This window comes from Streptomyces sp. NPDC046821 (assembly GCF_040645335.1).
Taxonomy (GTDB): Bacteria; Actinomycetota; Actinomycetes; order Streptomycetales; family Streptomycetaceae; genus Streptomyces.
This window is the reverse complement of record NZ_JBEYYB010000001.1, coordinates 287440-308854: the sequence shown is the minus strand read 5'-3', so window position 1 is coordinate 308854 and position 21415 is coordinate 287440. Positions and strand designations below refer to the sequence as shown.

At 70.8% G+C, this 21415-nt stretch carries 16 protein-coding genes; 7 read left to right on the top strand and 9 right to left on the bottom strand.

Translation table 11 applies throughout. From position 1 onward, the window contains the following. Nucleotides 1–60 precede the first annotated feature (60 nt). Nucleotides 61–1320, top strand: a complete 1260-nt coding sequence (locus ABZ893_RS01555) for an aminotransferase class III-fold pyridoxal phosphate-dependent enzyme (protein ID WP_361394974.1) — start codon at nucleotides 61–63, stop codon at nucleotides 1318–1320. A 271-nt stretch (nucleotides 1321–1591) separates the two neighbouring features. Continuing rightward, nucleotides 1592–3067, top strand: a complete 1476-nt coding sequence (locus ABZ893_RS01550) for an NAD-dependent succinate-semialdehyde dehydrogenase (RefSeq protein ID WP_361394971.1) — start codon at nucleotides 1592–1594, stop codon at nucleotides 3065–3067. Between the two features lie 16 nt (nucleotides 3068–3083). On the opposite strand, the gene ABZ893_RS01545 is transcribed toward ABZ893_RS01550, so the two are convergent. Both ABZ893_RS01545 and ABZ893_RS01540 read right to left on the bottom strand, forming a co-directional pair. Next, a complete protein-coding gene (locus tag ABZ893_RS01545) occupies nucleotides 3084–4373 on the bottom strand; it encodes a hypothetical protein (protein ID WP_361394969.1) in 1290 nt (429 codons plus the stop codon). Continuing rightward, nucleotides 4370–5560, bottom strand: a complete 1191-nt coding sequence (locus ABZ893_RS01540) for a hypothetical protein (protein WP_361394966.1) — start codon at nucleotides 5558–5560, stop codon at nucleotides 4370–4372. The genes ABZ893_RS01545 and ABZ893_RS01540 overlap by 4 nt, the downstream gene beginning before the upstream one ends. 364 nt (nucleotides 5561–5924) lie before the next feature. Here ABZ893_RS01540 and ABZ893_RS01535 point away from each other — a divergent pair, with 364 nt between their 5' ends. Next, on the top strand, nucleotides 5925–6836 hold the full coding sequence (locus ABZ893_RS01535; RefSeq protein WP_361394964.1) for a YceI family protein: 912 nt from the start codon (nucleotides 5925–5927) through the stop codon (nucleotides 6834–6836). Between the two features lie 167 nt (nucleotides 6837–7003). On the opposite strand, the gene ABZ893_RS01530 is transcribed toward ABZ893_RS01535, so the two are convergent. Then, complete coding sequence (locus ABZ893_RS01530) at nucleotides 7004–7903, bottom strand: hypothetical protein (RefSeq protein WP_361394962.1); 900 nt, start codon at nucleotides 7901–7903, stop codon at nucleotides 7004–7006. Then, complete coding sequence (locus ABZ893_RS01525) at nucleotides 7900–8910, bottom strand: SPFH domain-containing protein (protein WP_361394959.1); 1011 nt, start codon at nucleotides 8908–8910, stop codon at nucleotides 7900–7902. The genes ABZ893_RS01530 and ABZ893_RS01525 overlap by 4 nt, the downstream gene beginning before the upstream one ends. A gap of 175 nt (nucleotides 8911–9085) precedes the next feature. On the opposite strand from ABZ893_RS01525, the gene ABZ893_RS01520 reads away from it, so the two are divergent. After that, nucleotides 9086–9961 (top strand): GNAT family N-acetyltransferase, encoded by an 876-nt coding sequence (locus ABZ893_RS01520; RefSeq protein WP_361394956.1) that lies wholly within the window; start codon nucleotides 9086–9088, stop codon nucleotides 9959–9961. Between the two features lie 168 nt (nucleotides 9962–10129). Further along, complete coding sequence (locus tag ABZ893_RS01515; RefSeq protein WP_361394953.1) at nucleotides 10130–11188, top strand: DUF4073 domain-containing protein; 1059 nt, start codon at nucleotides 10130–10132, stop codon at nucleotides 11186–11188. 33 nt (nucleotides 11189–11221) lie between these two features. Here the strand turns inward: ABZ893_RS01515 and ABZ893_RS01510 are convergent, their stop codons facing one another. Next, the gene (locus tag ABZ893_RS01510; protein ID WP_361394950.1) at nucleotides 11222–11986 is read right to left on the bottom strand and encodes a crotonase/enoyl-CoA hydratase family protein; all 765 of its coding nucleotides are present in this window, start codon (nucleotides 11984–11986) and stop codon (nucleotides 11222–11224) included. A 154-nt stretch (nucleotides 11987–12140) separates the two neighbouring features. On the opposite strand from ABZ893_RS01510, the gene ABZ893_RS01505 reads away from it, so the two are divergent. Continuing rightward, nucleotides 12141–14027 carry an ABC transporter ATP-binding protein gene (locus tag ABZ893_RS01505; RefSeq protein ID WP_361396052.1) on the top strand — a complete coding sequence of 629 codons (1887 nt, stop codon included), beginning with the start codon at nucleotides 12141–12143 and terminating at the stop codon, nucleotides 14025–14027. An 80-nt stretch (nucleotides 14028–14107) separates the two neighbouring features. Here the strand turns inward: ABZ893_RS01505 and argG are convergent, their stop codons facing one another. From argG to ABZ893_RS01485, 4 genes are all read right to left on the bottom strand, one after another. Next, nucleotides 14108–15544, bottom strand: coding sequence for an argininosuccinate synthase (gene argG, locus ABZ893_RS01500; protein WP_361394948.1), 1437 nt, complete (start codon nucleotides 15542–15544; stop codon nucleotides 14108–14110). A 148-nt stretch (nucleotides 15545–15692) separates the two neighbouring features. Next, entirely contained in the window at nucleotides 15693–16487 is a 795-nt protein-coding gene (locus ABZ893_RS01495; protein WP_361394946.1) for a hypothetical protein, read from the bottom strand. A 198-nt stretch (nucleotides 16488–16685) separates the two neighbouring features. Continuing rightward, the gene (locus ABZ893_RS01490) at nucleotides 16686–19403 is read right to left on the bottom strand and encodes a molybdopterin cofactor-binding domain-containing protein (RefSeq protein WP_361394944.1); all 2718 of its coding nucleotides are present in this window, start codon (nucleotides 19401–19403) and stop codon (nucleotides 16686–16688) included. A gap of 22 nt (nucleotides 19404–19425) precedes the next feature. Next, nucleotides 19426–20253, bottom strand: coding sequence for an FAD binding domain-containing protein (locus tag ABZ893_RS01485; protein WP_361394941.1), 828 nt, complete (start codon nucleotides 20251–20253; stop codon nucleotides 19426–19428). 126 nt (nucleotides 20254–20379) lie between these two features. On the opposite strand from ABZ893_RS01485, the gene ABZ893_RS01480 reads away from it, so the two are divergent. Next, nucleotides 20380–21345 carry an antibiotic biosynthesis monooxygenase gene (locus ABZ893_RS01480; protein WP_361394938.1) on the top strand — a complete coding sequence of 322 codons (966 nt, stop codon included), beginning with the start codon at nucleotides 20380–20382 and terminating at the stop codon, nucleotides 21343–21345. Nucleotides 21346–21415: the final 70 nt, after the last annotated feature.

The following is a 21415-nucleotide window of genomic DNA, read 5'->3' as shown; positions in this document are numbered from 1 at the left end:
GGGCGGATCGCCACAGATGGCCCATTGACGTCCTTTCGGGCCAGCCGTGAGGGTGGAGTCATGACTCGACTGTCCGAGCATCTGCGCCAGGCCACCCCCGTCGTCGCCGAACGCGGGGAGGGCGTCCATCTCTACGGCACCGACGGCCGCCGCTATCTCGACTTCACCGCCGGGATCGGCGTCACCAGCACCGGCCACTGCCACCCGCGCGTGGTCGCCGCCGCCCAGGAACAGGTCGCCACCCTCATCCACGGCCAGTACACGACCGTCCTGCACCGCCCCCTCCAGCGCCTCGTCGAGAAACTGGGCACCGTCCTGCCCGAAGGGCTCGACAGCCTCTTCTTCGCCAACTCCGGGAGCGAGGCCGTCGAAGCGGCCATGCGGCTCGCGCGGCAGGCCACGGGCCGGCCCAACATCGTCGTCGCGCACGGCGGCTTTCACGGCCGTACCGTCGCCGCCGCCTCCCTCACCACCTCCGGCACGAAGATCCGTACCGGCTTCGGCCCCCTGATGGCGGGCGTCGCCATCACCCCGTTCCCGAACGCCTACCGCTACGGCTGGGACGAGGAGACGGCCACGCGGTTCGCGCTGCGCGAGTTCGACTACCTCCTCCAGACCGTCTCCGACCCCGACGACACCGCCGCGATCCTCGTCGAACCTGTCCTGGGAGAGGGCGGTTACGTCCCCGCCAACTCGGCCTTCCTGCAAGGCCTCAGGGAGCGCGCCGACCGGCACGGCATCCTGCTCGTCCTCGACGAGGTGCAGACCGGCGTCGGACGCACCGGCCGCTTCTGGGGCCACGACCACTTCGGCGTACGGCCCGACATCCTCATCACCGCGAAGGGACTCGCGAGCGGCTTCCCGCTGTCGGGGATCGCCGCGCCCGAGGCGCTGATGCACAAGGCGCGGCCCGGTTCGCAGGGCGGCACGTACGGGGGCAACGCCGTCGCCTGTGCCGCCGCCGTCGCCACCCTCGAAGTCGTCGAGGAGGAAGGGCTCGTCGCCAACGCGGCCGCGATGGGCGCCCGGCTGCGCTCCGGTATGGAGGACGTCGCGGCGAAGACCCCGGCCATCGGCGACGTACGAGGCCTCGGCCTGATGCTCGCCAGCGAGTTCACCACCGCCGACGGCGAACCCGACACGGCCACCGCCGTACGCGCCCAGCAGGCCGCCGCCGACGAGGGACTCCTGCTCCTGACCTGCGGCCCCGCGGGCAACGTCGTCCGCATGATCCCCGCGCTCATCGTTAACGAAGGGCAGATCGACGACGGGCTACGGGCCTGGGCCGCCGCGGTGGAGACGGCTACCGGGACCCGCTGACCACGGTGCCGAACGGCACCACGCCCCCTGACGACCGGGCCGATCGACACCACGCTCCGATGACCACTGACCGGTCGGCGGCACGCCCGGCTGACCGCCGGGCCGAAAGGCTCCACGACCGGCTGACCGCCGACCGACCGGCGCCACGCACCGCCGACCACCGGGCCTGTGGTCACCACGATCCGCCGACCACGGGTCGACTGGCATCACGCCCCGCCGACCACAGGCCGACCGCCATCACGCCCCCTGACCACCCACCGAGGAATCCCGTATGACATCGACTCAGCCCACCCCCCAAGTCGTCGAGGACGTGGCCAAAGAGCTCCTCATCGGCGGACGTTTCCAGATCGCCGCCGGCGGACGCACCTTCACCGTCACCAACCCCGCCACCGGCAAACCCCTCTGCGAAGTCGCCGACGCCGCCCCCGCCGACGGCCGGCGTGCCGCCGAGGCCGCCGCTGCCGCACAGGAGTCATGGGCCGCCACCGCACCCCGCGCCCGCAGCGAGATCCTGCGCCGCGCCTACGAGATCATCATCGAACGCGCCGACGACCTCGCCCTCCTCATGACCCTGGAGATGGGCAAGCCTCTCGCCGAGGCGCGCGGCGAGGTCACGTACGCCGCCGAGTTCTTCCGCTGGTTCTCCGAGGAGGCCGTCCGGATCCAGGGAGGGTTCGCGCCCTCGCCCGACGGGCGCAGCCGCCACCTGGTCATGCGCAGGCCCGTCGGCCCCTGTCTGCTCATCACGCCGTGGAACTTCCCGCTCGCCATGGGCACCCGCAAGATCGGCCCCGCCGTCGCGGCCGGCTGCACCATGGTCGTCAAACCCGCGCCGCAGACACCGCTCTGCACACTCGCCCTGGCCGGGATTCTCACGGAGGCCGGCCTGCCCGACGGCGTCCTGAACGTCGTCACCACCACGGACGCGGCGGCCCTCGTCGAACCGATGCTGCGCGGCGGCCTCATCCGCAAGCTGTCTTTCACCGGCTCCACTCAGGTCGGCCGGATCCTCCTCGCCCAGTGCGCCGACACCGTGGTCCGTACCTCGATGGAGCTCGGCGGGAACGCGCCGCTCATCGTCTTCGAGGACGCGGACCTCGACACGGCCGTCGAGGGCGCCATGGTGGCGAAGATGCGGAACATGGGCGAGGCGTGCACCGCCGCCAACCGCATCTTCGTGCACAGTGCCGTCGCCGAGGAGTTCGCCACCCGTCTCGCCTCCCGCATGAGTGCCCTCAACGTCGGCCCCGGCACCGAGCCGGGCACGGACGTCGGCCCGCTCATCGACGCCGCCGGACGGGAGAAGGTCGACGGGCTCGTACGCGACGCGGTGCAGCGCGGGGCGAAAGTCCTCACCGGAGGTGAACTCCCGGACGGGGAGGGCTACTTCTACCCGCCGACCGTCCTCGCCGGGGTGACGCGCGACGCCGGCCTCAACGAGACCGAGATCTTCGGGCCCGTCGCCGCGCTGTTCACCTTCGAGGAGGAGGACGAGGTGGTGAGCGCCGCCAACGACACCGAATGGGGCCTCGTCAGCTACCTCTTCACCCGCGACCTCGACCGGGCGCTGCGCGTCGGGGAACGCCTGGAGACCGGCATGGTCGGCCTCAACACCGGACTCGTCTCCAACCCGGCCGCCCCCTTCGGCGGCGTCAAGCAGTCCGGCATCGGAAGGGAGGGCGGCCGCGTCGGCATCGACGAGTTCCTGGAGTACAAGTATCTGGCGATCCCGGCGCCCTCGCGGTGACCCGTGCCGCGTGACGTCAGAGGCGTTCCAGTGCGCGGAACGCCATGAGCTGGGACACCAACACCCTTGCCGTAGGCGCCAGTTCACGTATTGACAGCAGACGCTTGGAGTTCAGGAGACGGAGTACGGCGGCCAGGTCACCGGCCGGAAGGTCGGTGGCCGCGACATGGCCGCACGCCGAGAACAGGCGGCGCCCGGCGGCCTCCGTCCACAGCACGCGCTCCGTGGCCCGCACCACGTCGTCGTCGCCGAACGTGCCGCGTGGCGCGGGCGGCGGCACGGGCAGGAAACCGCCGGCCGTCCACTGCCGCAGGGACTGCCGGGCGACGCGCTCGGCGAGCGGGCCACGGGCACCGGCCGCCCGGAAGTGGGCGAGGGCGTGCTCCAGAGGGGTCGCGGGCGTCTCGCTGAGGTCGCCTCCCGTCTGGGCGTCCGGCACGAGCAGGCTCTGCTCGCCGGACGTGCCGGACGGGCCGGGCCTCGCGGGATCGGGGTCCGGCGCGAGCAGCGTCTCCGGCGTCACGCCGTACAGCAGGTCGTACAGCTCGGACGCCGCGTTCCGCCCCTCGCGTACGACGCTCACGCGCACGCCCGTCGACGCCCACCCGGCGTAGGGGTCGGCGACGGGGGACTGGTGCGCGGGCCAGTACAAGAGGTCGCCCGGCCCGGCCTCGACCGTGAAGGAAGAGCTCGGGTCGTCCGAGTCGAACCGCATCCGCTGCCGCCCGTTCAGCGTGAAGAGGAACGTCGAGAGGCGCTGTCCGGGCAGCGCCTCGGCGATCGGCTGCTCGTACGTGCCGTGGACCAGCGTCGTGAACGCGCTCGGCGCGGGCTGTCCCACCCGGGCCCACAGCCCGGCGTAGAAGTCGCGTTCGCGCGCCCACAGCGGATGGTGGAACGCGTGCAGGGCCCGCAGGGACAGGGAGTACGGCTCACCGGACAGCTGCCGGACGAGACGCTGGTGGTAACCGGCGAACGAGCCGTCACGCGGCTGTGGCAGGAAGTCGCCGGGCTCGGTCTGGGGTTCGCCGCCGACAGTGAACTCCGCGTAGGGCGGCGCGCCGAAGGGGCCGCAGCGGTGGGCCGCGGCCACGGCCGTCTCGAACACCTCATGCGCGTCGAAGGGGGCGGGTGCGACCCGCTTGAGCAGCACGGGCCGCCGGTCCCAGTACCGCTCGGCGAAGGCCTGCCAGTCGAGTTCGTGCAGCTCGTCTACGTGGGCGGGTCCGTCTACTTGGGTGGGCTCGTCTACGTGAGTGGGCTCGGGGGTGCGGGCGGGCTCGGGGGTGCGGGGTTCCTCCCTCATACGGACCCGTCCTCGTCTCGGTCTACGTCCACCGGCTCGATGGCGCGTATCCGGTAGAGGTCGGACAGGAGTGGGACCAGAGCCTCGGCGGGCGTTCCCGTCTCGCGGGCCAGCTCGCGGGCGGTGAATGCGGCGCCCGACCCCAGCCGGTCGCCGACCCGCTCGGCCGCCGCGCCCTCGACCGGGAGCGTGTGCCCGTTCGCCGCCCACACCGCACGGCCGGGACCGTCGGGCATCCGGAACAGTTCGGCCGATGCCCGCATGCGCACCCCGGGGTCCACTCGCGAGGCCGCGCGCGGTGGAGGTACCGGTTCGAGCCCCGCGGCCGAGTGGCGGGCGGCCCAGGTGATTCGTAGCTCCCGGGGCAATTCCGGGCCGGCGGCCAGCCGGGAGAAGAGCCGTGCGGCACCGGCCACCGGTTCCGCCGCGCCGATCCGGCCGTCCGGCCCGGCCGGGGGAGGGAACGGCAGGGCGGCGGGGGCTCCCGCGTAAACGGAGTCCTGCTGCATTCGTTCCGCGATGAGTTCCCGTACGTGGGTGAGGGCGGCGGCGGGGTGGGCGGGGACGGTGATCCGTAGCGTGGTGCAGCGGTCGAGATAGTGGTCGAGGTGGCGGCAACCGGCGGGCCAGTACACCAAGTCGCCCGCACCAGCGGTCAGTTGGAACTCGGTGCCGGTGTGTTCGGGCCAGAGCCTGACCGTCATCGTGCCGTCGAGCACCCACGTGAGTGCGATCGAGCCGGGGCGTGGCGCAGGCGCGTCGGGGCCCGCGCAGTGCTGTCCCACGGAGAGCTCGGCCGTCACCGGCAGAGCGGGCCGGCCCACCGCACCCCACAGTCCGGCGAGCAGATCGCGTACGCGCGACCAGATCTCGAAGTCGCGCCACAGAGGCTGCCGCGCGCTCAACAGCCAGCCGGATTCGTCGAGTTGACGGCCCAGGCGGTTCGCGTATGTGTTGAGATCCCGGTCGTCCGGGCCGGGTAGGAGCGTGCCGGGGGTGGGTAATCGCCCCCGTGCGGTGGCGAAGTGGACGGCGGAGGCAGGCGCCGCGCAGGCGGCGGCGATCACCCGGTACGCCTGCTCCGGCCGGAGGCCCGGGGCGAACGGGACCGCCACCGGCTCCCTGCCCCAGTGCGCTTCGGCGAACCGAATCCACCGGGCGGAGAGATCGGGCTCTGTCGCATCCATGGGGTCGAGAATCTGTCAGAGCGGGTTCGGGGGAGTCAACGGTTGTCAGGGTGATCGGCTGAGATATGGCGCGGAAGCGGCCCTGTGCCCCCGGCCAACCGCCCCCGTGCTCCCGCCGCCTGACGCCCCCGCACCCTCATGGGCAGGAGCCCCCGCACCCCCATGGCCAATACGTGGGCGAAAAGTGAGAGAAATGTGGAGTCTGGCACGTTCGCGCGGCGGGAATGCCGGATTCCCGTGTATTCGCCACGCAGTTTCCGGCGGTAACACCTGAGCGGCCCCGATCTGCGTAGAACGTCGGCATGGGATCGTGTGTGCGAGCCCGCTGCGGAGGTCCGGCGGCCGAAATCGGAAGGTGATCTGAATGCCCCTCGCGCTGTTCAGGAGGAGGCGGTCCGGACGTGACGGGCGCGGGGCAGGCCTGGTCCACCCCGTGCCGCAGGGCGCCGGCGTCCTCCACTGCGAGGTGCTCGACCCCATGGGAGAGCCGATGGTGGGAGCCTCGGTCACCGTGACGTCGCTCGGCTCCGGCCGCCCCGTCGCCAAGGCCACGAGTGACCCGTACGGGCTCGTCTTCCTCACGCTGCCGCCCGGCCGCTACGGCTGCCTGGTCGCGGCCGACGGCCTGCACCCCCACCAGCAGACCCTCGACGTCGTCGCCGGTGAGACCCTTCCGCTGACCTCCGTACAGCTGCACTTCGGGCAGCCGCCGGAGCTGCCGCAGCCCGGCACCTGGCTCTTCGACCCGCCGCACACCGCGATCCGGTTCATCGCCAAGCATGTCGGCATGGCCCACGTCCACGGCCGGTTCACCCGCTTCGAGGGCGGAATCCAGGTCGCGCCCGAGATGGCGGACTCGCGCGTCGACGTGCGGATCGACGCGTCGAGCATCACCACGGGCAACAAGACCCGCGACAACCATCTGCGTTCGGCGGACTTCCTCGACGTCGAGCGGTACCCGTACATCGACTTCTCGTCCGACCGGTTCATCTACCGCGGCGGCACCAAGTGGACGCTCCAGGGCGCCCTCACGATGCACGGCGTCAGCCGCACCGTGGACCTGGACACCGGCTACCTCGGCATGGTCAACGGCGGTTACGCGGAGGAGCTGCGCTGCGCGGCCCTCGCCACGGCCGAACTCCACCGCGAGGACTACACGCTGGACTGGCGCAGTATGCTCGCGCGCGGCATCGCGGTGGTCGGTCCGACGGTGAAGCTGGAGCTCGACATCCAGGCGATGTACCGCAGCCACGACACCCCGACCCCGCCGGAGTAGCAGCCCCGTCCTCCGGCCCTAGGCCCCCGGCTCCCGGCCCCTGGCCTCTGGCTTCCGGCTCCCGGCCTCCGGCTCCCGGCCCTGGCCCCCGGTCCCCGACCCTCGGCCCCCCGGCCCCCCGGCCCCCCGGCCCCCCGGCCCCCCGGCCCCCCGGCCCCAGCCCCCGCTCACGTCACGAGCCGCAGCCGTTCCTCCGCCCTGCCCACCCGCACCGTCTGGCCCCAGGACAGGTCGAGCGCGTCGCTCTCCACCCCGTCCCCGAACACGACCAGGCGGTCGGACTCGGACGTGACGCGGAGGCGGTCGGCGGGGCCCAGTGAACCCTCCACCAGGGACGTGCCGGTGGCCGGGGACGGCCACGCCTCGCGCACGAACCACAGCAGCCGGGGCTCGGCCGGCGCGGGCAGCTGGAGCACGCTCGCGTGCTGCGTCCACAGCGAGCGCAGCCAGCCGGTCGCACCGGTCCCCGTGCCCACGAGCACGCCCGAGGAGGCCTGGGCCTCGGGCCGGTACGCGTCGTCGTCCGGCCCGATCCGGTAACGGGCCGTCTGGTGCGACGGCGGGCCCAGGTAGATCTCGTTGAGCGCGAGCAGCCGCTGGGTGTCGTCGGCGACCGCCTCGACCATGGTGAGTTCGTCGACGCCGGCCCGCCCGAGCCCGGCCGCCCGCAGCAGTTTCGCCGCCTGCGCCACCCGGTGCCGCACCAGCACCCCGGGGTTGCGCCCCGGATCCGTGTCGATGCCGACCACCGGCTGACCGGACAGATACTTCGCGACGTTCGCGACCAGGCCGTCCTGTCCCACGACGACCACCACGTCCTCCGGACCGAACAGGAACCGGTCCAGATCCGTCCGCTCGAGCCGCGTCTGCCGCCACGCGAGCGGCACAGCCGCCGCGACCTCCGCGAGCGCCCGCCGCGTACGGTGATGGCGCTCGGCCACCTCGTCGACGGAGCGTCCGCGCGAGGACAGGAAGAACGCCGCCTGCCCGTGCGTGCCGTGCCGGGCCAGCAACTCCTCGTACTCCGTGGTCCGGTGGACGAGGACGGCGCGCGGGGCGAGTGTCACCGCCGGTCACCCCGGTCGTTGCCGAGCCGGGCGAGCAGGCCCGTGAGCACGTCGGGGGACAGGGTCAGGTTCTCGATCCGCGGCACGTTCTCCGCCAGCTGGGTGGCGGCGAGGGCGTGCAGGGTCGCGGCGTCCACCTCGGAGTGGACCCGCAGCCACGCCTCCTGCGCGTGCGCCCGCGCCTCACCGACCGCGCGCGCCGCCTCCGCCTCACCGTCCGCGAGACGCACCAGCCGCGCGGCCTCCGCCTCGGCCCGCACGGCGTCCGCCGCCGCGTTCTCCTCGGCCTCTCGGCGCGCGTTCGTGCCGCGCTGCTCCACCAACTGCTCTTCCCTGCGGGCCAGTTCGATACGGCTGGCGAGCTCGTTCTCGGCGATGGTGCGCTCCCGTTCGACCGCCACCGCCCGCCGCTCGTACGTCGCGCGGTCCGCCTCCTGCTGGATCAGCTCCCGGGCCGGAGTGCGCAGCGCCCGCTCCACCTCGGGCTCGGGACGCAGCGCCACGACGCGAACGGTCACGACCTCCACGCCGGTCGCGGGCAGCCGGGGCTCCGAGGCCAGGCCGGCGGCGACGCGTTCGCGTACCGAGGTGACGCCGTCGGCGAGGGCCTCCGCGAGCGGGGTGCGCGCCAGGACGTCGAGCGCGTGCTGCTGTGCCGTCTCGGTGAGGAGTGCGGACAGCTGCTCCAGGGGCGTGCCGCGCCAGGCGCCGGTGTCCGGGTCGAGCGAGAAGTCGAGCCGCGCGGCGGCGAGCGCCGGGTCACTGATCCGGTACGTCACGGAGGCCTGCACGGCGACGTCCTGGAAGTCGGCCGTCCGGGCGTGGAACGTGACCGCCAACTCCCGGTCGTCGATGGGCACTTCGGACAGCGCCGCGCTCAGGGCGCGGAACCAGAAGCTGAGCCCCGTCCCGTCGTGCGCGAGCTCCCCGCGCTTGTGGTGCCGGATGTGGGCGGTGGGCGCCGAGCGCAGGTGGTGCAGTCCGAACGTCCGCTTGATGTCGGCCATGGTGGGAACCCCCTAGTTGTTTTCGTCATGACGACGATAAGGGGGGATCCTGAATATAGTCAAGGTGACTATTAATGGAGTGGGTGAAGCGGCGTTGCGTGCGGCCAACTCCCGTACGGAGGGGCGTAGTTTGAGTTCTCGTTACGGATCAAGGAACAGGAACGGACAGGTGGCCATGGAGCGACCGGACCCCCACGCGCGGCTCGACATCACCCGGGCCACGCCCGACGACTGGCAGATCGTCGGCGGCTGGGCGGCGGACGAGGGGTGGAACCCGGGCCTGTCCGACAGCCGCAGCTTCTTCGCCCAGGACCCCGACGGCTTCTTCATGGGCCGCATCGACGGCGAGCCCGTCTCCGCGGTCTCCGTCGTCAACTACGGCGAGGACTATGCCTTCCTCGGCTTCTACCTCGTACGCCCGGACCTGCGCGGCCGCGGCTACGGCATCGCCACCTGGAAGGCGGGCCTCGTCCACGCCGGCGCCAGGACCGTCGGCCTCGACGGGGTCCCCGCCCAGCAGGGCAACTACCGCAAGTCCGGCTTCGACCTCGCCCACGCCACCATCCGCTACAGCGGGATCCCGCAGCCGAGCCCGTCCACCGGCGACCCCGAGCCCGGTTCCGTCGTCCCGGTGGCCCAGGCCGGCGGCCTGAAGAGCATCGCGATCTACGACAGCTGCTGCTACCCCGCCGAGCGCCCCCGCTTCCTCGCCTCCTGGCTCACCGGGGATGGCCACCACGCGCTCGCCCGCGTCGTCGACGGCCGCGTCACCGGATACGGCGTCGTCCGCCCGGCGCGCGACACCTTCCGTATCGGCCCGCTGTTCGCGGACACCCAGGACGACGCGCGCGCCCTGTTCGACGCGCTGCACGCGTCGGTCGGCGGCGCGGCGGTCGCCGTGGACGTACCCGGGTCCAACCCGGCGGCCGTCGAGCTGGCCGAGTCGTACGGGCTGACCCCCGGGTTCGCGACGGCCCGTATGTACACGGGTCCCGTGCGGCCGCTCGCCGGGGAGCGGATCTTCGGCGTCACCACGCTCGAACTCGGCTGAAAAGGGACTCTCACAAGCGGTTGACGGGCCGGTTATCTCAAGACGGTAACCGGGCTAGACCAATTAAGGCGGTGGCCATCTCCGGGACGGCGGCGGGACATCGCGGCCGGACAGGGTGAAGGCGACCGACCACCGCACACGGGGGCAGTCGCTTTGGAGGAATCACCGATGGACCGCAGATCGTTCATGGCCACGACGGGGCGCGCCACGCTCGCCGGCGGCGCGCTCGCCGCGTCCGGCACGCTGCTCTCCGCGCCCGCGGCCACCGCCGCACCCGCCGCCGACACCTCTCCCGCCCAGCAGGGCGAGGGTGACGGGACCATACGTTTCAACATCATCAGCGACATCCAGGGCGACCTGTCCGACTTCGGCAAGGCCCTCGACGACCTGCACACGATCAACCCGGGCAGCGTGGGCCTCGGCGTCGCCGGCGACATCACCCCGCGCGGCTACGACTTCGAGTACGCGGCCGTGCGCCAGATGATCGACAAGCACCCGCACCCGAAGACCGTGGCGTGGGCGATCGGCAACCACGAGTTCTACGTGCCGAAGTACAGCGACCCGAACACCCTCGCCCAGGCCACCTGGCCCAACGGCACCACCGAGGACTCCCTCTTCAAGAGCTTCTACAACTTCGCCGAGCGCGGCAAGGTCTACACGGAGACCTCGTTCGGCGGCGTCCCCGTTCTCGTCATCGGCACCGAGCAGTACTCCCACTACCACGACGCCAAGCTGTGGGACGAGGTGTGGATCAGCGACGAGCAGTTCACGTGGCTGGAGGACCGGCTCGCGTACTGGGCGCGCCGCCGCAAGCCGGTCATGGTCCTGACGCACCACCCGCTGCCCAACACGGTGTCCGGCACGCACAACAAGCTCTACATGAGCGACTACCTCCAGCCCGACCGGCTCCTGGGCATCCTGGGCAAGTACAAGGACGTGTTCCTCTTCTCCGGACACACCCACTGGGACCTCAACCTGTCCGACTGGGTGGTGCGCCGCGTCGTCCCCGGCACGGGCAACCTCGAAGGGTTCACCGTCGTCAACACGGCCGCTGTGCAGGTGGGTTGGAAGGACGACGGCAAGGGCGGCGAGGTCTCGCTCGGCGGCGCCTTCAACCAGGGCCTCCAGATCGAGGTCGACCAGCAGAAGGTCGTCATCAAGGCCCGTGACTTCACCACCAACACGTGGCTCAAGCAGCTGACGGTCCCGCTGCACAACCAGGGCTGACCGGCCGCCCGCGCCGGGGGAGGGGTTGCCGGGTCAGTCGTCGGTGAACGACCCGTGCCGCCCCGCCCCCGACGCGAAGCGTGCCGCCCCCTCAAGACCCTCCGCCAACACGGCTTTCCCGTAAGCGAGTTCACCCACCATCGCCGCCTCCTCGCTCAGCCCGCCCTGGTCGAGCACGGAGGCCCGGTCGCCGCGCATACAGGCCTGCGGGAAGCCCGCGATGTGCTCCGCGAGCGCCTCGGCCTCGGCGCGCGCCCGGCCCGGCGGCACGACCCGGTTCGCGAGCCCCATCCCGTACGCCTCCCGGGCCGGGACCGGGCGGCCCGTGAGGATCAGGTCCATGGCGCGGCTCTCGCCGATGAGGCGCGGCAGCCGCACCGTCCCGCCGTCGATGAGGGGCACGCCCCAGCGGCGGCAGAACACCCCGAACACCGCGTCCTCCTCGACGACCCGCAGATCGCACCAGAGCGCCAGCTCCAGGCCGCCCGCCACCGCGTGCCCGCTCACCGCTGCGATCACCGGCTTGGACAGCCGGAGGCGCGTCGGACCCATCGGCCCGTCCCCGTCCTCGGCCACCCGGTTGCCGGACTCCGTACCGACGGCCTTGAGGTCGGCGCCCGCGCAGAACGTGCCGCCCTCACCCCAGAGCACCGCGACGCGGGCGGTGTCGTCCGCCTCGAACTCCCTGAAGGCGGCGGCCAGTTCGGCGGCCGTGGGCCCGTCGACCGCGTTGCGGACCTCCGGGCGGGACAGGACGACGGTGGTGACATGCCCTCGGCGCTCGACGCGGACCGGCATCCGGGACCCTCCTGGTGTTCGTCGCTGCGTGTACGTGGCTGGGTGGCCGCCAGTGTGACAGTCACCACCCGTCGGGGAGTGCCGGACTTCGAGCGGGAATCGACTCCGCGTTGACCTCAAGGAAGCTTGAGGTCTTACCTTCTTCATCATGAGCATGGAGACCACGGCGTGGACGCAGCTGCACAGCGTCATGAACGCCCAGCGCGACACCCGACCCTTCCACCCCGCGACCTTGCGCCGCATCGCCGCCTTCGCGCGCCCGCACCGCCGCCGTATCGCCCAGTTCCTCGTCCTGAGCGTGGTCACCGCGCTCACCGCCGTGGCCACCCCGGTCCTCGCGGGGCACGTCGTCGACGCCATCGTCGCGGGCAAGCGCCAGGGCACGGTCATCCGGCTCGCCCTGCTCATCGCCGTGATCGCGCTCGCGGAGGCGGGGCTCGGCCTCCTCGCCCGCTGGCTCTCGGCCAACCTCGGCGAAGGCCTGATCCTCGACCTGCGTACCGCCGTCTTCGATCACGTACAACGGATGCCCGTCGCCTTCTTCACGCGGACCCGCACCGGCGCCCTCGTCAGCCGGCTCAACAACGACGTGATCGGCGCGCAGAGAGCCTTCAGCAACACGCTCTCCGGGGTCGTCGGCAACATCGTGACGCTCATCCTCACCCTCGCCGTCATGCTCACGCTGTCCTGGCAGATCACGCTCCTCGCGCTCGTGCTCCTTCCGGTGTTCGTCGTGCCCGCCCGGCGCATGGGCACCCGTATGGCCCGCCTCCAGCGTGAGGCGGCCGAGCACAACGCCGCCATGGGCACCCGGATGACCGAGCGGTTCTCGGCGCCCGGCGCCACCCTGATCAAGCTGTTCGGCCGGCCCGGCGACGAGTCCGCCGAATTCGCCGAGCGCGCCCGCCGCGTCCGGGACATCGGCGTCCGTACGGCCATGTCGCAGTCCGCGTTCATCACCGCCCTCACCCTCGTCTCGGCCCTCGCCCTCGCGCTCGTCTACGGCCTGGGCGGCTACTTCGCGATGGAGGGCACCCTCGAAGCGGGCGCCGTCGTGTCCCTCGCCCTGCTCCTCACCCGCCTCTACGCCCCGCTGACCTCCCTGGCCGGCGCCCGCGTCGAGGTCATGAGCGCACTCGTCAGCTTCGAACGCGTCTTCGAGGTGCTCGACCTCAAGCCGCTGATCGACGAGAAGCCCGACGCCCGTGCGGTGCCCGAGGGCCCGGTCTCCGTGGAGTTCGACGACGTCCGCTTCGGCTACCCCGCCGCCGACAAGGTCTCCCTCGCCTCCCTCGAAGAGGTCGCGTCGCTCGACACCCGCGGGGGAGCCGAGGTCCTGCACGGCATCTCGTTCCGCGCCGAACCCGGCCAGACCGTCGCCCTCGTCGGCTCCTCGGGCGCGGGCAAGTCGACCGTCGCCCAGCTCATGCCCCGCCTCTACGACACCGACGAAGGTGCCGTCCGCATCAGCGGGGTCGACGTGAAGGACCTGAGCGCCGTCTCCCTGCGCGAGACGCTCGGCATGGTCACCCAGGACGGCCACCTGTTCCACGACTCAGTCCGCGCCAACCTCCTCCTGGCAAGGCCGGGTGCGAGCGAGGACGAACTGTGGGACGTCCTGCGCCGTGCCCGCCTGGAGGACCTGGTCAACTCCCTGCCCGACGGCCTCGACACTGTCGTCGGTGAGCGCGGCTACCGGCTCTCCGGCGGTGAGCGCCAGCGCATGACGATCGCCCGGCTGCTCCTCGCGCGCCAGCGCGTCGTGATCCTCGACGAGGCGACCGCCCACCTGGACAACACGTCCGAGGCGGCCGTGCAGGAAGCGCTCGCGGAGGCACTGGCAGGCCGTACCGCCGTCGTGATCGCGCACCGGCTGTCCACGATCAGGTCCGCCGACCAGATCCTCGTCGTCGAGGACGGCCGCATCGTGGAACGCGGCACCCATGAGGCGCTGCTCGCCGAGGACGGCCGCTACGCGGAGCTGTACCGCACGCAGTTCGCGGACCCGACGGACCCCATGAACGTGGTCGAAGCCGTATAGCCGAAAACCGTATAGCCAAAAGGGGTGTAGGGGGCGGCCCGCAGGCCACCCCCTACACCCTTTCGCGCATCTGACGGAGGTCAGTCGGTGCCGAACTCCATCGCCGCGCGGTCCAGGGCCTCGTCGTCGCCCGAGACCTCACCGCGGGAGGCGATCGCCTCGGCGCCGCCCTCCGGCATCGTGCCGATCAGGCCCGTCGCCGCGGCCTGCAGCTCGGGGTGGGTCGTGCCGACGATGCCGAGGCCCGCGTACTGCTCCAGGCGGGCACGAGAGTCGGCGATGTCGAGGTTGCGCATGGTGAGCTGGCCGATCCGGTCCACCGGACCGAACGCGGAGTCCTCGGTGCGCTCCATCGACAGCTTGTCCGGGTGGTAGCTGAACGCCGGGCCCGTGGTGTTGAGGATCGAGTAGTCCTCACCGCGCCGCAGCCGCAGCGTGACCTCGCCGGTGACGGCCGAGCCGACCCAGCGCTGCAGCGACTCGCGGACCATGAGCGCCTGCGGGTCCAGCCAGCGGCCCTCGTACATGAGGCGGCCCAGGCGCCGGCCCTCGTTGTGGTACTGGGCGAGGGTGTCCTCGTTGTGGATCGCGTTGACGAGACGCTCGTACGCGGCGTGCAGCAGCGCCATGCCGGGCGCCTCGTAGATGCCGCGGCTCTTCGCCTCGATGATGCGGTTCTCGATCTGGTCCGACATGCCCATGCCGTGGCGGCCGCCGATGGCGTTGGCCTCCATCACGAGGTCGACGGCGGAGGCGAAGGCCTGGCCGTTGATCGTGACCGGGCGGCCCTGGTCGAAGCCGATCGTCACGTCCTCGGTGGCGATCTCGACCGACGGGTCCCAGAAGCGCACGCCCATGATCGGCTCGACGGTCTCGACGCCGGTGTCGAGGTGCTCGAGGGTCTTGGCCTCGTGCGTGGCGCCCCAGATGTTGGCGTCGGTGGAGTACGCCTTCTCGGTGCTGTCCCGGTACGGCAGGTCGTGGGTCACCAGCCACTCGGACATCTCCTTGCGGCCGCCCAGCTCCGTCACGAAGTCGGCGTCGAGCCACGGCTTGTAGATGCGCAGGTGCGGGTTGGCCAGCAGGCCGTAGCGGTAGAACCGCTCGATGTCGTTGCCCTTGAACGTCGAGCCGTCGCCCCAGATCTGCACGTTGTCCTCGAGCATCGCCCGGACGAGGAGTGTGCCGGTGACGGCGCGGCCGAGCGGCGTCGTGTTGAAGTACGCGCGGCCGCCCGAGCGGATGTGGAACGCGCCGCAGGCGAGCGCGGCCAGGCCTTCCTCCACCAGCGCCGCACGGCAGTCGACCAGGCGCGCGATCTCGGCACCGTAGGTCTTGGCGCGACCGGGCACCGACGCGATGTCGGGCTCGTCGTACTGGCCGATGTCGGCCGTGTAGGTGCACGGGACGGCACCCTTGTCGCGCATCCACGCGACCGCGACGGAGGTGTCGAGGCCGCCCGAGAAGGCGATGCCGACGCGCTCGCCGGCGGGCAGGGAGGTAAGAACCTTAGACATGGGAAGAGTATGCATCCTTAAGAATGGTTATGCAAAGCCCGGGGGCGGGCGATGTGCGTGAGCATGAGAACGCCCCCTCCATCGTGACGGTGGAGGGGGCGCGGCGCACCCCTGGAGGCGCCGGAATTTCGCGTGTCGGGCTCGACGCTCAGGCCGCCAGGGTCTCGCCGCGGGACTCGCGCTTCGTCACGGCCATATAGGCGACGAGGCCGAGGATGGCGACGGTCCACGCGAGCGTCACCGGCCCGAGACCGAACCCGAGACCGCCCCGGGCCTGACCGAGCGCCATCCAGTCGGCGAGCGACGCCCCGAGAGGCCGCGTGATCACGTACGCCGCCCAGAAGGCGCCCACCGCGTTGAGAACGCCCGCCCGGAACGCGACGGCCGGTACGCAGATGGCGGCGGCGAACAGGACGGCCGATCCCAGGTACCTGAGCCCGATGCCGGCCGTGAGGTCACCGGCCGCCGTGCCGAGCGCGAAGGTGGCGAGGACCGTAGCCCAGTAGAACGTCTCGCGGCGACGGGTCCGGATGCTGTGGATCGACAGCGTCCCCTCGCTCGCGTGCCAGATGAAGAAGACGGCGGCCAGTACGACCATGAAGGCCGGCGTCGACAGGGTGTACGGAACTCCGAGGCCCACGTGCAGGATGTCGGCGGCCATCGTGCCGAACACGCTGACCATGACGACGGCGGTCCAGTACACCCATGCCACGTAGCGCCGCAGCGAGAACTGGACCGCCAGCGCCGCCACGAAGGCCAGACCGCCGAGCGCGACCGCCGGGATCGGGCCGAGCGTCCGGGCCATCCAGTCCGAGGCGGTTTCGCCCATCCCGGTGGTGAGCACCTTGATGACCCAGAAGTAGACCGTCACTTCAGGCACCTTGTTCGCCATTCGGCGCCTTGAGGTGCGGGGGAGTTCATCGAGGAGGGGCTCTGTCGTCATGACGAGCACGATGCCATGGGGGACAGCTCCCTTTGCCATTGTTTTTGATCTTCTGGTACGGGAGTTTCCCCAATTCTCAACGAAACCGAATGCAACCTGAATGCGACCTGAATGCGTGAGCAGATTCCCTGGTCAAGAGTGTCCGGTGGCTGATATCGGCGATTTACCGGCGAATTGAGCGAGTTGAACGGGCCCGGCTCAGGCCGTCCGTATCGACCGGTTCCTCTTGAGCCGGCTGTAGACGCGTTCCGGCGTCAGGGGCAGCGCGCGGAAGCGGACACCCGTGGCGTCGTGGAGAGCGTTCGCGAGTGCGGGGGCCACCGGGTTGATGCAGCATTCCGCGATGCCCTTCGCGCCCATGGGGCCGAAGGAGTCCGCCGATCTCACCAGGAGCAGCTCGGTACGGGGGACGTCGGCGTAGGTGGGGATGCGGTAGTTCCGGAGGTTCGGGTTGACCATGGTTCCGTCCGCGTCGACCTGGTAGTTCTCGGTCAGCGCGAAGCCGATGCCCTGGGCGAGACCGCCCTCCACCTGCCCCCGGACCTGCGCGGGGTTGATGACGACGGCCGCGTCGGTGGCCTGGACGCTGTAGAGGACGCGGATCTCGCCCGTCACCTGATGGACCGCGATCTTGAACCCCTGCGTGTTGGACACGACGCTCCGAGGCGACCCGTAGGCCTTGCGCGCGGCGGTGAACCGGATTCCGCGTGTCCGGGCCAGCGCGACGAGCTCGGCCAGCGGCACATGCTGCTCCCCGCAGACGACCTCCCCGTCACCCAGCGAGCACATGACCACATGGACCCCCGTGTGCGCGGCGGCGAATTCCAGAATGCGGTCGCGCACGGCGTTGGCCGCCCGCAGCACCGCGTTGCCGGCGACGAAGAGACCCGCGCTCGCGAAGGCGCCGGTGTCGAATCCCGTGCGGTCGGTGTCGGACTGCACCAGACGGATCCGCGAAGGCGTCGTCCCGAGCTGGTTGGCCGCGATCTGGACGTGTGCGGTCGACGTGCCCTCGCCGAACTCGACCGTACCGACGGCCAGTTCGTACACGAGGTCGTCGCCGAGCGTGACCCAGGCCTCCGACAGGTGCTCGGTCGGGGGCGCGGTCTCGTGCAGGGAACTCGCGACCCCGGACCCCACGAGCCAGTCCGGGCCGGGCGGCGGTTCGGTGACCGCGCGGGCCAGGGCGTGGTCCACGGCGTCGATGCACTTGCCGAGCCCGTCCTCGTTGAACATCACGTCGTCGGGACCCTCGTGCAGGGCGAGAAGCGGATCGCCCGGCTTCACGATGTTGCGCCGTCGCAGTTCGAGCGGGTCGAGGTGCACGGCGCGGGCCAGTTCGTCCATCGCCGACTCCACGGCGAACGCCGGCTGCGTCATCCCGTAACCGCGCAGCGCCCCGCTCGGCACGGTGTTCGTGTAGACGGAGTACGCGTCGTACTTCTTGTTCGGGCAGCGGTAGATCATGACGGCGGCGCCGCCCGCGTACAGGGTCTCGCCGCCGTGGTTGCCGTAGGCGCCGGTGTTCGACACGTTGCGGACCTGGAGCGCCGTGAGAGTGCCGTCCTCCTTCGCGCCGAGCCTGACCGCGAGCGTCATGGGGTGCCGCGGCGAGGCCGTGGTGAACTCCTCCTCGCGCGTGTACTCGAAGCAGACGGGCCGCCCGGTGTCCAGGGCGGCGAGCGCCGCCAGATCCTCCGAGATCACTTCCTGCTTGCCGCCGAATGCGCCACCGACCCGCTCGCAGAACACGTGGAGCTGGTCCGGGCGCAGCGCGAAGAGATGCGCGAGCTTGGCCTTCGCGATCGACGGTGACTGAGAGCTGGTCCGCACGTTGAGCCGGCCGTCCTCCACCCAGGCGATCGAGCCGTGGGTCTCCAGATGCGCGTGCTGCACGCGCGGCGACGAGTACGTTCCTTCATGGATCACGTCGGCAGCGGCGAACCCCGCGTCGACATCGCCGATGTGCGAGTGCAGCTCCAGCAGGACGTTGTGGGCCACGTCGCGGACGAACGGATCGTCCGCGCTGTGCAGTTGGGGAGCGCCGTCGGCCATCGCCGCCTCGGGGTCGAACACCGCCGGCAGCTCCTCGTACTCCACCCGGAGCCTGCGGCAGCCCTCTTCCGCCGCGCCGACCGTGTCGGCCACGACCGCGGCGACGCGCTGGCCGACGAAGCGGACCGTGTCGTCGAGGATGTACGTGTCGTCCGGATCGACTAGGTGGTCGGTGTGGATCGCCGTGGAGAACCGCTTACGCGGCACGTCCTCCCAGGTGAAGACCCGGTGCACGCCCGGCACCGCCATTGCCGCGGTCTTGTCGACGGAGGTGATCCGGGCGTGTGCGTGCGGTGAGTGCAGCACCTTGAGGTGCAGCATTCCTTCGACATGGGTGTCCATCGTGAACTCGGCGCGGCCGGTCACCACGCCCTCGGCCGCCGGCGGGCCGACGCTCGTCCCGACGGCCTTGCCCGGCGCGGCGGTCTCGACGCCGACGACGCCGTTCACCGCGTCCTCGATCGCCCGATAGCCGGTGCAGCGGCAGAGGTTGCCCTTCAGCGCGCGCGGCAGATCCGCTTTCTGCGCCTCGGTGAAGGTCGCCGACGTCATGATCATCCCCGCGGTGCAGAAGCCGCACTGGAACCCCGGGGCGTCGCGGAACTGCCGCTGCATCGGGTGCAGTTGCCCTGGCGACCCGAGCCCCTCGATCGTGGTCACCTCATGGCCCTCCGCGCGGAACGCGGGGGTGATGCAGCTGTGCACCGGACTGTCGTCCAGCCACACCGTGCACGCGCCGCAATCGCCCGCGTCGCACCCCTTCTTGACGCCGTGATGGCCGAGCGAGCGCAGGAAAGTCCGCAGGCACTGGCCGGGATCCGGCTGTTCGTCGAAACTCCTGCCGTTCACGACATATGTCATGGCCCATCACCGTCCGAATACGTCATGGCGCGTCACCGTCCGACAGTTCGCGGCGGATCTCTTCGGCGAAGTGCTGCGTCAGATGGCGGCGGTGATCGGGGGTCCCGTTGGGATCCGCGAACCAGAGGCCGGAGGGGACGGCGTCGATGCGCTGCCGCAGAGCCGAGGCATCGGGCAGGGCGTCGAAAGCGAAGCGCACAGGCCGTGTCGTACCGGCCGTGACGGTGAGCAGCAGGTCTCCCTTGCCCGGCGTGCGCGTGCCGACGAGGAAGACCGTCGAACGGCCGAGACGGGTCAGCGTGAAACGGCGGTGGGCGGTGCGCTTCCTCAGCGCACGGTCCGGAATCTCGATGCGCCGCAGGATTTCCCCGGGGGCGAGCACGTTCTGGTGGTCGCCGGTCACGAAGTCGAGCGCGTCGACGGTGCGGGTGGACCCGTCGGGAGCCCACAGCTCGTACCGCGCCTCCAGCGCGACCGCCAGCGTGATCATGGGGCCGGCGGGCAGGGACAGACAGATGTTGCCGCCCACGGTCGCCGAATTCCATACCTTGAACGAGGACAGGAAAGCTTCGCAGCTCGTGGCGAGAAGGGGGCCGGCGATCCAGTCCTCCGGAAAATCGAAGGAATACAGATCGCGAATGGTGCACGTCGCACCGATTTCCAGCCCATCCCGGCTCGGGACGAGCGGCGCCCAGTCCAGCGCCGTCAGATCGAGCATTCGGCGCAGGCTCGGCTGCTCCACGGAATAGAGCCACGTACCGCCCGCGAGCCACGCATCGCCTTCGCGCCATTGCGCGCCGGGCTGATCGAGCGGGCGACGGACAACTTCCGTAATGGTGTTGAGGTCCATGGGGTCGGTCTCTCGCGCGATGATCGTGCGACGGTTATCCCCGGGCATCCATCCCCGAGCATCTGTCCCCGAGTATCGCGAGAATTCAAGTTTCGTCGCGATTCCCCCTGAACTAGACTACGCCGTATGGGTATCCGTGCAAGCGGCACCGCGACCGTCGTCACCTCCCAGAAAGTGCGGGACGGCCTTGACGACGAGTACGACCGCTGGCAGGAGAAGGTGAACCGGACCGTTCGGCGCTTCGACGGATTCAAGGGGACGGAGACCTATCCCCCCGGATCCGGGGACGAACACGAATGGGTCGTGGTGTTCCGCTTCGCGGGCACGGACCAGCTCACCGCATGGCTCGACTCGACCGCACGCCGGGAGCTGCTCGACGAAGGCAGCGCGCTGCTCGACGGCACCCCGACCCAGGAAGTCCTCGCAGGTGGCCACATCGAGGAGCCCGACCAGGAGGAGGGGGTCACGGCGGTCGTCTCGCACGAGGTACGGCCTGGCCGGGAAGCCGAGTTCGAGCGCTGGCAGGACAAGGTCCTGAAAGAACAGGAGAAGCGCCCCGGCTTCATGGGGGCCGAATTCTTCCGTCCCGTCGAGGGGATCCAGGACAACTGGGTGGTCGTTTTCCGGTACGACACCCGTGAACATCTCGAAGCCTGGCTGGATTCCAGCATCAGGGAGGACCTGCTGAAGGAAGGGCGCGAATATTTCGCGTCCTACGAGGTCCGCAAAATGGGGTCGGCGTTCGGCGGCTGGTTCCGGTTCGGCTCGGACGAGGACGAGGAGGCCCCGGCCAACTGGAAACAGGCCATGACGGTCGTGCTGGCGCTCTATCCCACGGTCATGCTCCTGAATCTGAGCGTGGGTCATGAATTCGACGTCTGGGGCGTCCCCGGATATCTCGCCCTGTTCTTCAGCAACGTACTGAGCGTCAGCATTCTGACCTGGCTGCTCATGCCGCTGGTGAACCGGGCCCTGACTTTCTGGCTCCGGCCCGGCCGGACCCACACCGTACGGGTCGAAGTGCTGGGCGCGGGAGCCGTGGTCCTGTGCTGGGCCCTGACCATCCTTGTCTTCGCCCTGACGACGGGCTGACCTGGCAATGGCCGGCCGGGGAAATGTGCCCGGAACCAAATGCGCCGGTTCCGAAATGTGCCCGGAACCG